The 12,404-nt window shown below is 38.4% G+C and carries 11 protein-coding genes; 3 read left to right on the forward strand and 8 right to left on the reverse strand.

Annotated features, from left to right (window positions below):
* The coding region (locus tag ACSZOX_RS21950; RefSeq protein WP_437922360.1) for a hypothetical protein at positions 1-545 on the forward strand (545 nt) is incomplete at its 5' end.
* Between the two features lie 241 nt (positions 546-786).
* On the opposite strand, the gene ACSZOX_RS21955 is transcribed toward ACSZOX_RS21950, so the two are convergent.
* The 3 genes from ACSZOX_RS21955 to ACSZOX_RS21965 form a co-directional block, all read right to left on the reverse strand.
* Complete coding sequence (locus tag ACSZOX_RS21955) at positions 787-1,341, reverse strand: NifU family protein (protein WP_437922361.1); 555 nt, start codon at positions 1,339-1,341, stop codon at positions 787-789.
* A 65-nt stretch (positions 1,342-1,406) separates the two neighbouring features.
* Positions 1,407-2,756 carry an adenylosuccinate lyase gene (purB, locus tag ACSZOX_RS21960; protein ID WP_437922362.1) on the reverse strand — a complete coding sequence of 450 codons (1,350 nt, stop codon included), beginning with the start codon at positions 2,754-2,756 and terminating at the stop codon, positions 1,407-1,409.
* Positions 2,757-2,939: 183 nt separating this feature from the next.
* Positions 2,940-3,158: a hypothetical protein gene (locus ACSZOX_RS21965; RefSeq protein WP_437922363.1), complete on the reverse strand. Its 219-nt coding sequence runs from the start codon at positions 3,156-3,158 to the stop codon at positions 2,940-2,942.
* 247 nt (positions 3,159-3,405) lie between these two features.
* Between ACSZOX_RS21965 and ACSZOX_RS21970 the strand changes: the two genes are divergently transcribed.
* Entirely contained in the window at positions 3,406-4,755 is a 1,350-nt protein-coding gene (locus ACSZOX_RS21970; RefSeq protein ID WP_437922364.1) for an acyl-CoA dehydrogenase family protein, read from the forward strand.
* A gap of 90 nt (positions 4,756-4,845) precedes the next feature.
* Positions 4,846-5,640 (forward strand): M48 family metallopeptidase, encoded by a 795-nt coding sequence (locus ACSZOX_RS21975; RefSeq protein ID WP_437922365.1) that lies wholly within the window; start codon positions 4,846-4,848, stop codon positions 5,638-5,640.
* A gap of 58 nt (positions 5,641-5,698) precedes the next feature.
* Here the strand turns inward: ACSZOX_RS21975 and yidC are convergent, their stop codons facing one another.
* From yidC to rplS, 5 genes are all read right to left on the reverse strand, one after another.
* A complete protein-coding gene (gene yidC, locus ACSZOX_RS21980) occupies positions 5,699-7,528 on the reverse strand; it encodes a membrane protein insertase YidC (RefSeq protein WP_437922366.1) in 1,830 nt (609 codons plus the stop codon).
* A gap of 39 nt (positions 7,529-7,567) precedes the next feature.
* The gene (locus ACSZOX_RS21985; protein ID WP_437922367.1) at positions 7,568-9,175 is read right to left on the reverse strand and encodes a CTP synthase; all 1,608 of its coding nucleotides are present in this window, start codon (positions 9,173-9,175) and stop codon (positions 7,568-7,570) included.
* A 208-nt stretch (positions 9,176-9,383) separates the two neighbouring features.
* Positions 9,384-10,466: a family 10 glycosylhydrolase gene (locus ACSZOX_RS21990; RefSeq protein ID WP_437922368.1), complete on the reverse strand. Its 1,083-nt coding sequence runs from the start codon at positions 10,464-10,466 to the stop codon at positions 9,384-9,386.
* Positions 10,459-11,469 (reverse strand): carbohydrate-binding family 9-like protein, encoded by a 1,011-nt coding sequence (locus tag ACSZOX_RS21995; protein ID WP_437922369.1) that lies wholly within the window; start codon positions 11,467-11,469, stop codon positions 10,459-10,461. Before ACSZOX_RS21995 ends, ACSZOX_RS21990 begins: the two co-directional genes overlap by 8 nt.
* 233 nt (positions 11,470-11,702) lie before the next feature.
* The gene (gene rplS / locus ACSZOX_RS22000; protein ID WP_437922370.1) at positions 11,703-12,050 is read right to left on the reverse strand and encodes a 50S ribosomal protein L19; all 348 of its coding nucleotides are present in this window, start codon (positions 12,048-12,050) and stop codon (positions 11,703-11,705) included.
* Positions 12,051-12,404 lie beyond the last annotated feature (354 nt).

Raw genomic sequence — 12,404 nt, forward strand, 5'->3', positions numbered from 1 at the left:
CGATGACAGTTGTCTTTGTTGCGATGCCAACCGGTATTGGTTCGATGACAGTTGTCTTTGTTGCGATGCCAACCGGTATCGGTTCGATGACAGTTGTCTTTGGTATGATGCCAACCGGTATTGGTTCGATGACAGTTGTCTTTGGTATGATAGCAACCGGTATTGGTTCAATGACAGTTGTCTTTGCTGTGATAGCAACCGGTATTGGCTCAATGACAGTTGTCTTTGTTGAGATGCCAACCGGTATTGGCTCAATGACAGTTGTCTTTGTTGAGATGCCAACTGGTATTAGTTCAATGACAGTTGTCTTTGCTGTGATAGCAACTGGTATTAGTTCAATGACAGTTGTCTTTGCTGTGATAGCAACTGGTATTAGTTCAATGACAGTTGTCTTTGGTATGATAGCAACCGGTATTGGTTCAATGACAGTTGTCTTTGTTGTGATACCAACCGGCATTGGTTCGATGACAATTGCTTTTGGTATGATAGCAACTGGCATTACTGCAGTGACAGTTGCTTTTAACGCTGTTGGCAGTATACCTTAAAGTGTGTAAGTTGTTTTCTTTTGCGTATGGGAACCAACACAGGCAGGTCAAAGACTAGTCCTCGCTACCGGGATTGTTTGTTCAAAGAAATCTCGTTGTAAGCCTCTAAGAATGTTGATCAAAATTATTTAAAGAAATCGCTGTTTACGAGATCCGTACATAAGCTGCTGTGGGGCAGGAAAATGAAAGGAGGAAAATTTTCATTTTCCTCCTACTCAATTATAACTTAAATATGTTCTGTTTACATTGCTTCCGCAACTACTTCTTCAACCTCAGGAACCATTCTTTTTAACAAGCCCTCTATCCCCGCCTTTAAGGTAATGGTCGAAGATGGACATCCACTGCATGACCCTCTTAATTCTACGGTGACAATGCCATTTTCAAAGGCTTTGTACGCTATAGCTCCACCATCTTGTTCCACTGCAGGACGGACGTACTCGTGTAATACTTGTTGAATTTTGACTTCGACTTCGGTACCTTCAAAATTTACATCTTCCGAATGTTCGACAGGCTTTACGGATAGCTCGGATTCGACAGCCCCTTTTACGAAATCTTTCAGAAGAGGTTCAATGTCGGACCAGTCCACTCCGTCTGTTTTTGTGATTGTAACAAAGTTACTAGCAAAGAAAACCCCTTCTACAAAGTTAAATTTGAATAGCTCGCTCGCGAAAGCTGACTCTTGTGCTTTTTCTTTGTTTGGATAATCTAAACTTCCGTTGATCAATAGTTTATTGACCAAAAACTTCATCGTTGAAGGATTTGGTGTCGATTCTGTATATACGTTGATTGTAGCCATGTGATTCTGTTAAAAGACAAATATACGTCAAAAGCGAAGCTTCCTAGTCATTTTCTCGTCAAAGCTTATAGCTCGACACCCGTGTAATTACTTGGAGAAATACCTTTTATTTCTTCTTTGATTTCGTCTGATACATTTAAATTGTTAACAAAAACGGCAATAGTCTCCTTTGTGACGTGACTGTTCGTCCTTGTTAAATCTTTTAATGTTTCGTAGGGTTTTGGATATCCTTCCCTTCTAAGGATGGTTTGAATTGCTTCGGCCACAACAGCCCAATTGTTTTCCAGATCGGCCTGTAGAGCTGTTTCGTTTAAAATCAATTTTCTCAGACCACGAAGGGTAGATTTAATAGCTATTAAGGTGTGTGCAAAGGGAACTCCAATATTACGTAGGACAGTAGAGTCGGTAAGGTCCCTTTGAAGACGCGAAATAGGGAGTTTTGCTGCTAAATGTTCAAACAACGCATTTGCAATACCTAGATTTCCTTCCGCATTTTCAAAATCTATAGGATTTACTTTATGGGGCATTGCGGATGAACCTATTTGTCCAGCGGTAATCTTTTGCTTAAAATATTCCATTGAAATATAGGTCCACATATCCCTACAAAGATCAATCAAAATATTGTTTATGCGTTTAAAACCATCACAGCTTGCAGCGAAATTGTCATAATGTTCAATTTGAGTGGTCGTTTGTGACCTCGATAGTCCCAATATATCGTTGACAAAGTTGTTACCGAACGAAACCCAATCTGTTTCAGCATAAGCGACATGGTGTGCGTTAAAATTTCCAGTAGCCCCTCCAAATTTTGCAGAATAAGGAACGGTCTTTAAAACTTCCAATTGCTTTTCAATACGCTCGATAAAAACTTTTATTTCCTTTCCTAGGCGTGTAGGAGAGGCCGGTTGACCGTGTGTCCTTGCTAACATAGACACTGATTTCCAAGAGTCTGACAATCCTTTTAATTCTCCTAATAGCTCTTCTATATTTGGTAAATAAACATCACTAAAAGCCGCCTTCCAGGAATAGGGAATTGCTGTGTTATTGATGTCTTGTGATGTTAGGCCAAAGTGAATGAATTCCAAAGAATCGTGTAAACCTAATTTTTCAAATTCACTCTTTAAAAAATATTCAACAGCTTTTACATCATGGTTTGTCGTTTTTTCTGTTTCTTTGATCCATTCCGCATCTTCTATAGAAAAGTTCTCATATATCTCGCGAAGACGAGCGTTCAGGGAACCGTCAAAATGTGCCAGTTGCGGAATTCCTGAACCGCAAAGTGCGATAAAATATTCGACTTCAACCAAAACGCGATACTTTATTAGGGCAAATTCTGAGAAGTAGTTGCTCAGGTCGCTTGTCGTTTTGTAATAACGTCCATCTATAGGAGTGACGGCTGTCAATGGGGATAAACTCATGCTCAAACTGAAAATAAATTAAAAACAAAAAGTCCGGAATGAACACGGACCGTGAAACTTATGTCTCTACATCGACAAAAATAATAAAACTCGTCGAGATGCAGGGATAGAAATAGGATATAAATAAAAAGCCTACACATGGTGTAGGCTTTTTATCTATTATCTTTAATAATGTTGTTCGGATTATTGAACGTTTTTCAAAGAATCAGCGATAGAATCACCAGCAGCTTTAGTTGAATCAGCAACAGTGTTCAAAGAATCAGCGATAGAATCTGTAGTGTTTTCAACAGCGTTAGCTAATGAATCAGCGTTTTCTTCTGTTTTAGTTTCTGCACCACCACATGAAGCGAAAGCGATAGTTAAAGCTAATCCTAAAAATCCGAATTTGAATAAGTTTTTCATTTTTAATCTTCTATTTTTAATTGAAACAAATTTGTTTATTTATCCATTTATACCGGTTATCTGAAAAGGTAACCCGACTATCTAAAAAAAAATAAAAAATAATTTAATATGCTAATTACTAAATACTTAATATGTTTCTTTCCTCGAAAGCCGGCGCAAATATAATACTGTTTTGTTGAATTGCAACAATAAAAAAACTATTTTCATAAAAAAAATGTTACAACTAAAGTAAAGACCGTGTTTAGTTATGATAAAGAAACTTAAAAATATAATACAATTGTTGAGATCTGTTGATCTGGAACAAATTGAAAATCTATCGAAAAAGGTTGATTTGGTTGCTGTTATGAAAGCCGTTTCTAAGATGGATGATGGACAGCTAAAGGGCGTGATGAAGATGTTAACTTCATCAGGGAAGAAACATGAAATCCCGCCGATTAATGCTGATTTTTATGCTATAGAAGAAAGGTTATCAGCAGAGGATAGGAGTTTACAACTCAAAGTCCGCGAATTTTTAGAAACAGAAGTAAAGCCTATCGTTAATAAATATTGGCTTCATGATGAATTTCCTTTTGAAATTATTCCGAAGTTAGCTGCGTTGAATGTTTGTGGTTATGTTTATGAGGGGTATGGATGTGCTGGAGGCTCGTCGTTAATGGATGGGATTATTGCGGCTGAATTTGGTCGGATAGATCCATCTATTGCAACATTTTTGGGGGTGCAGAGCGGCCTGGCTATGGGGTCTATATACCTTTGTGGTTCAGAAGAACAAAAACAGGAATGGTTGCCACGTATGCAACGCTTGGAGAAGATTGGCGCATTTGGTTTAACAGAACCAGAAGTGGGGTCGGCAACAGCAGGTGGGCTAACTACGACTTGCCGTAAAACGGATCACGGTTGGAGCTTGAATGGACAAAAGAAATGGATTGGAAACTCTACGTTTTCAGATATCTCTATTATCTGGGCTCGGGATTTAGATGACGGACAGGTGAAAGGGTTTATTGTAAGAAAAGAAAACCCAGGTTTTATGGTCGAAAAGATCAAGGGTAAGATGGCATTGCGAATTGTACAGAATGGATTAATTACTTTGACCGACTGTATTGTACCCGAGAGTGACAGATTACCTTTTGCAAATAATTTTAAGGATACGGCAAAGGTATTGCAGATGACTAGAGCAGGCGTTGCTTGGATGGCTGTGGGTTGCGCCCGGGGTGCGTATGAAAATGCGCTGGCGTACACACAACAGAGGAAACAATTTGGAAAACCTATCGCTTCATTTCAGTTGATACAGAATCACTTGGTGGAGATGCTTTCCAATTTGACGGCTATGCAGACATTGGTATTTCGCTTGTCTGAATTACAGGATGAAGGGAAGTTAAAGGATGAGCACGCTTCGTTGGCAAAAGTTTTCTGTACTTTACGCACAAGAGATATTGTCTCTCGAGCACGGGAAGTTATGGGAGGGAATGGCATTTTGTTAGAATATAATGTTGCTCGTTTTTTAGCTGATGCAGAAGCTATTTATTCCTACGAAGGAACGAAAGAGATCAATTCATTGATTGTTGGAAGAAGTATTACAGGGTTTAGTGCATTCGTGTAATGTTAAGTTCTAAACTATTTATTGGTATCATATTTGTTACACGTTGATAAAAAGCTAGGTGTGCTTTTTTCAGACAAAACATAATTAAATATGATAACCAAACACATTTTATTAAGCGCGTCTGCACTGATGTTGACGTCCGTCGCATTTGGGCAAATTAAAATTAACACAAAGTCCGTGGGGGCTGCGGCGAAGGCTGTAAAGGCGGTAACATTATCCAATGATGATGTTATTGCGTACACAAAAGAGTATATTACTTGGATGGATGAAAACAATCCTGTAGCACCTGATGACGATGAGCTGGCAATTCGATTGCGCAAGTTGACGGAAAATTTAGGTACTTATGATGGCTTGGATCTCAATTTTAAAGTTTATTTAGTCAGAGATGTAAATGCTTTTGCCTGTGCGGATGGAAGTGTTAGGGTATGTGCAGGACTTTTGCAGACGATGAATGATAATGAAGTACTGGGGGTTATAGGACATGAAATAGGCCATGTGAAAAATACGGACTCTCGGGATGCATTTAAATCGGCCCTTATGACTTCGGCATTAAAAGACGGTGTTACGTCTCAGGGTGGTACAGCCGCCGCTTTATCGGATTCGCAGTTAGGTGATTTAGGTGAACAAGTGGCTAATATGAGTTTCTCAAGAAAGCAGGAGAGTGCGGCTGACGATTATGGTTACCAGTTTTTGAAAGCAAATGATGTTAATCCTTGGTTTATGTCGATGGCTTTTGAGCGGCTGGTAGAGCTGTCAGGGGACTCGTCGGATGGAGGTTTTACGAAAAAATTGTTTTCATCGCATCCTGATACACAAAAAAGAGTTGATGAAATGGCAAAAAAGGCCGAAAAGGATGGGTTTGAAAAACCAGTTCGAACTAACTAAGCTAGGTTTATATAAAATGAAAAAGCTCGGATTATCCGAGCTTTTTCATTTATTCATATTATTTCTTATTCTGCTGTGCAGCTTGTTGCTGACGCATCATTTCTTCCATTTTCTGTTGGAAAGATGACTTTTTCTTTGGCTCCTTTGGATTTTTCTTGTTGGCTTCAATCTTAGCTAAGATCTTTTCATCGTCAACAAATTGACGAATGAGAAGTTGTGTTAAGAACGTGAAAACAGCAGCAAGAAAATAGTAATAGTTTAATCCTGCGGGAAAGTTGTTCAATACGAAAAAGAAAATTAATGGCATGATGTAGCCAATATATTTCATTTGGTTGTTTGCAGCTCCCGAGGTCGAATTATTATACCAAGTTGTTAAAAGAGTAGTCAAGGTCATTAATATACACATTAATGAGATGTGGTTAATTCCAACCAGAGGTAATGCAGCGAAAGTTATAGGAGCATCGTAAGTCGAGAGATCCTTAATCCATAAGAAGCTTTCACCCCTAAGTTCAAACAAGTTTGGAAAGAAAAAGAAGAACGCTAGTGTAAAAGGCATTTGAAGAACTAATGGTAAACAACCACCAAGCGGATTCACTCCCGCTTGTTTGTATAATTTCATTTGTTCTTGTTGTAACAACATCGGGTTGTCATCGCCCACTTTTTCCTTAATTTCGTCCAGTTGCGGTTTTAGAACACGCATTTTAGCCATTGACTGGTAGGATTTGTATGTTAACGGGAACAATACCCCTTTTAAGAAAATGGTTAAGATAAGGATGATGATACCGTAGCTTAAAGCAAATCCATCGAGGAAATCGAATATAGGAACTGTGATGAACTTATTAATCCAGCCCATAGGTCCCCAGCCCATGTTGATTATATTTTCAAAATCATTTCCCTGTGCCTTTAATACTTTGTATTTATTAGGGCCAAAAAAGAAACTAAAGGAATATTGATTGTCTTTCTGGGTTGAGAAATCTAAATTAGCTGATGCTTTGTAGTGTTTTGTAATCTTTTCATTACTGTCAGCATTTACAGCTAGTTCCACGTTATTTAAAGGCTGATTTGATGTCAGTACGCTGGAAAAGAAGTGTTGCTTAAATGCAATCCAATTTAACTTTTCTTCTACTTTTTCCTTATCATCGCTTGTTTCAGAGAGGTGGTTTACTTTGCCATCTAATTCTTTAAAGAAGATGGTCGATTTTTCCCTCTCAGACTTTCCATTTAATTCTTTCTGTAATAATGTAGTTTCCCAATTAAGAGCAATCGCATTAGGATTACCATCCACCACATGCTGTATTCCTACCGCCTTTACATCAAGTGATACACTATAGTCATTACCCTTGATTCTATAGGTATACTCTAGGTATTGATTGTCGCTATAATTTAGTTTAAAACTTACAGATTTTGATCCTTCGCCGGTGATGGAAACATCTCCTCCTGTCGGCGTAAAATTCAATTCACTTGTGTTGATGCGCTCTCCATTTGCTTTGAAGTCAAACCCGAATTTATTGTAGTTTTCTTCAAGAATCATTAGAGGTTTACCGTCGAAATTCGTTTCATTTTTCAATTGAACCGATTTCACTTGGCCACCTTTTGAGCTTATTTTTGCGACAATAAGTTCGTTCTCTAACGTCACAATTTGCTCTCCACCAAGTCGAGCAACACCAAAAGGTTTACGCAAAGCTGCGGCTGAATCTAATGTGTTATTGCTTTGTGCGTTATTCTTTAGAGTGTCTGACAAAGGAGTTAATCCCTCTCTCACGCGTTTAAGTGAGTCTTGGAGTTTTTGTTCTTGTTTTAATTCTTGTTCAGACGGCTTCATTAAATAAAATGATCCCGCTAGAATTCCAAAGATTAGCACTAATCCAATTAGGGTATTTCTATCCATTTTTTATTTTATTTATTTTTCAATTCTCTTTTTCGTTCCTTAGTTTTTTTTGTTGGCTAAAGAAGCGGCTACAAAATTAACAAAAAGTGGGTGAGGATTTGCAACAGTGGACTTTAATTCTGGATGAAATTGTCCTGCAACAAAAAATGGATGGTTTTTTAATTCGACAATTTCTACTAATCCAGTTTTTGGGTTGATTCCCGAGGCAATCATTCCAGCTTCCTCATATTGCTTCAGATAATCGTTGTTAAATTCATAACGATGTCTATGTCTTTCTGTAATTTTTGTTTTTCCGTAAATAGTGTAAGCTTTCGTGCCTTTCTTAATTTCGCAGTCGTAGGCTCCCAATCGCATCGTGCCACCCATGTTTTTAATTGATTTCTGTTCTTCCATGAGATTAATAACTGGATGCGCTGTTTTTTCGTCCATTTCAAAGCTATTTGCTCCTTTCAAGCCTAAAACATTCCTTCCAAACTCAATAACAGAGCACTGCATTCCAAGACATATTCCAAAAAATGGCACCTTATTTTCACGTACATATTGGATTGCTGAAAGCTTACCTTCTAGTCCTCTTTCGCCAAAGCCTGGAGCCACTAGTACGCCGTCTAAATCCTTCAGCTTTTCGGATACATTTTCTTTATTAATGCTTTCTGCTGCGATGTATTTCACTTTAACTTTGGTCTCGTTGATAGCTCCCGCGTGGACAAATGCTTCGGTGATTGATTTGTATGCATCAGGGAGTTCGACATATTTACCGACAAGGCCAATATTTACTTCATTTGTAGGGTTTTTCAATTTTCCTAAAAATGTTTTCCAGCTTTCTAAATCCGGGTCGTGTTTTGTAGATAGTTTTAACTTTGCCAGTGCAGTCTTATCCAATTGCTCGCGCAACATATTTAAAGGCACGTCGTATATTGTCGAAGCGTCGATAGATTCTACTACCGCATTAATATTCACATTACAGAACTGTGCTAGTTTTTTACGGATATCTTGAGTGAGCTTATGTTCTGTACGGCAGACTAGTATGTCGGGTTGAATACCATATTCTAATAATGTTTTTACCGAATGCTGTGTAGGTTTTGTTTTCAACTCCCCAGCCGCCGCTAAGTAAGGTACCAATGTTAAGTGGATAACCAGTGAATCACTGTTGCCTAGTTCCCAACGCAGTTGTCTTACAGCCTCAATAAAAGGAAGTGATTCAATATCTCCTACTGTTCCTCCTAGCTCCGTGATAACAATATCATATTCGCCAGTCTGTCCCAATAATTGCATACGACGTTTAATCTCGTCTGTAATATGAGGAACTACCTGTACCGTTTTACCAAGGTAAGCACCTGCACGTTCCTGTTCAATTACATGTTGGTAAATACGTCCTGTTGTTACGTTGTTCGCTTGAGATGTAGGTACATTCAGGAATCGTTCATAGTGGCCCAAATCCAAATCTGTCTCTGCACCATCCTCTGTCACATAACACTCTCCATGTTCGTATGGATTTAGTGTTCCTGGATCGATGTTGATGTAAGGGTCAAATTTTTGAATGGTTACTTTAAAACCGCGAGCTTGAAGAAGTTTAGCAAGAGATGCAGCAATAATGCCCTTCCCCAACGACGAGGTTACGCCGCCCGTAACAAAGATATATTTACTCATAGCAATAAAATGGAATTTCAACGATATCGAACCTATATCAAGGCTCTAAATCTGCTTTATGTACGGGATACAAAGGTAAGTCTTTTTATACATTATCAGAAATTAAAAATGTTTCTTTACACGGATAATGGGCATAATCATCGTTTTTAGGATTTCTGTAGATGATTACAAGAGGAGAGGAATTAAGGATATCCTCTCCTAAGCGTGCTTATCTTAAGGATTTTAATAGTGCAATTGTTGAGCTATCAAAATCTGTTTCGCCAAAAAGGGAAACGCCTGCTGCACCATTTTTTTTGGCAAGGATAATTCCTTGTTTCAGTTCCTCCTTATTTTTAAAATCAGGAATATAAAGTCCTGCAAATAATGGGTATTTGCCCTGTAGACTGTTTACTCCTTCAGCTACGGCAGTACCTATCCAATGTATCGGTTCTTTATAGAAACCATGATATATCATGGGAAATACCGCTGTTAGATTCCAGCTCGGCCAATCTTGGCGTACAATCCGACGTGCGAGGTCTGGTGTAGGGAAAACGGCTGCGGTAACAGGTTTTTCATACTCCAAAGCGGCGTCGCAAATGCGGTTTACAATTTTTGTAATTTGACCATAACGAAAGGAGCGCCACGACAAACTTTGTTCAGGTCGTTCTACTTTATCGATATCGATCCCCGTTTCTTTTAAGAAAGCGGCCTTACTGAACTTGCTGTAGCAGAAGTCGTAATCAGGTAACTCTGTCGATTGGTCTAAATTGTAATTCTGCCAAAGATTAACGGGAAGTACAACATCGGGATACCGTATATAATCGAGATGTAGACCATCAACATCTTCTTTAGCTAGCTGTTCACGTGCTTTTTCTTCGAGATATTTGGGCACGTCTGGATGAGATGGGCAGAGAAAACGATAGTAATTGACATAAGGAGGGTTGTCTGCGCAGGATTTTCCAGAGCGACTTACAGCATAATATTCTGGATGTTTTTCCAGGAGGTCTTTTTCACCTCTATTCATTGTCCACATCCAGCGATGTGTTTCCAATCCATATTCTTTCGCAAGTTGAAAATGACGCTTGCTGTAATCCTCAAAAAAAATCCCCCTTACTCCAGCGTCCCGATAGTGAGAAAAGCGTTCTTTTAGCTGCGATTCGCTTTCGTTGCCACTAGGGCGCATCCACAGCCAAATATCAAAATTCAATGGAGCTGTTGATGCTTTTGTAGTCGCCAGGAGTTTGCTGTTGTTCAGCGGGAGCGCAGCTAAGCTTAATCCGGCTGTTTTTAAAAAGTTTCTTCTATTAGTCATCGTTTATGTGGTAGTTTCCATAACTATCTATGGTTACGGTTGTTGGTCTTTTTTTGTCTTTTAATTTTATCTTATAAAAGGTTTTAGCATCGTTTAACAAAAAATCAACATCGAATAGGCTCAAATCAGATTTTAATATGTTTTGGAAACCAGGTAATGTTGTTGCTGTTAGGGCATACGTACCGTTTTTTCTTTTGAATTCCTGTTGTAGATAGTAAATATTCCAAGCTAAGCGTTCGATATAAAAGTTCTCCGGTAGTTCGCTTTCGCTTTTGTCGTCATCTGTAAATCTAACATACCCCCAACGTTCCGGAAAGTGCATGTTAATAACACCTATTGGAGACCAAACCCAATTGTCTTCTGGTAATAGCTTGTTGTTCGTTGTTTTTCGTTCGTAACCATTTCCTCGCTTTTCGTGTTGCCATTGCACTCTGGAAAAATTTATTTTCCAATAACTTCCGATAGCGGGGGTAGGGGCTTTAGCAAACGTACTTAATGAATGGAATGGTATAGCGACTTCAACAGACCAATATTTGTCAATATCTTTATTGTTATTTAGAGATCCTTCTATATGTATGGCGCTTTTTAACCCTTTTAAATCCCAGTGCATAAGGGCATCGCCACCTAGGCGGTAGGCTTTGGGCATCATTAAATCCATTACGGTATTTAATGCGTTGATTTCGATTTCGTAATAGAAAGGTTGTTTGTCAAAGGGTTTTATGAAAATCTCAAAATCGTTATTATGATAGATGATTGCATCGTGTTCTTTTATGTCTCCCCATACATGTGGTTCTTCAAGTTCGGCATAAATATAAAGATATTCGTTGTCCCATAGCATCTTGGCTTTTGTTTTGAGCTTGGGGATTGCTTTGTTATCGCCTTCGATATCGACGAAAGGCGATGTCCAGCTTGTGTTTTTCCATTCTTCTTCGGTAGCCTTTCCATCGATGCGAATGGGCCTGTGTATTTTTTTTGCGTTGTATACGAGTGGTGTAGACTGCATCTGGGTTATTTGCTCAAGATTTTGAGCGGGCAGATCCGTCGTGTGGAATAAAAAAAGAGAGCAGCAGGATAGTAGAAAAAGTTGTCGTACCATTGTTGGGATTGAAAATACAGATTTAGAAACATTAAAAGATCATTGTAACACAAATTTTGTATTTATGTGCAAAAAAATAAACATAAAAAAAGCTTCTACGGAGTAGAAGCTTTTTTTATGTTTGGAGACGTTAATCTGGATTAAACGCGTTTCGATTTGATACGAGCTTTCTTACCAGTAAGACCGCGTAAATAGAATAATTTAGCACGACGTACTTTACCTACGCTGTTAACATCTATTTTCTCAATGTTTGGTGAGTTTACAGGGAAAATACGTTCAACACCTACACCGTTAGAGATTTTACGAACGGTAAAAGTAGCGTTGGCACCTTCGCTGTTTAATTGGATAACTACACCTTGGTACACCTGAACACGCTCTTTATTTCCTTCGCGAATTTTATAATGAACGCTGATGGTATCTCCGGCTTTGAAAGCGGGAACTTCATTTTTTACTACCGCTTGTTCTTCTACAAATTTTACTAAATCCATGATTTCGAGTAATTATTAACGATTTTATCTCCTGTAAAAATCGGACTGCAATATTACAGCTTTTCCCTGAATAAAAAAAATACTTTTTAAATAATCTTCTCACTCTCTTACAAGTGCGTGCAAAGGTAGTAAAAATAAATTAGCTTTTAAGATGTTTTTATCTTTTTGTACGTGTAGTAAATTTTGTTGAGATTATTTTATTTAAAAATTATCTACCAATTAATGAGTTGTTTAGCCTGATCAGGTAAAAAAAGTCTTGACGGTAATTAAATATGGCGTATATTTGTGCCACACAAAACAAAGGTGATACCTTTTCGGGGTGTAGCGTAGCCCGGTATCGCGCCACATTTGGGA

Origin of the sequence: Sphingobacterium sp. LRF_L2 (genome assembly GCF_965644235.1) — a bacterium.
GTDB lineage: Bacteria > Bacteroidota > Bacteroidia > Sphingobacteriales > Sphingobacteriaceae > Sphingobacterium.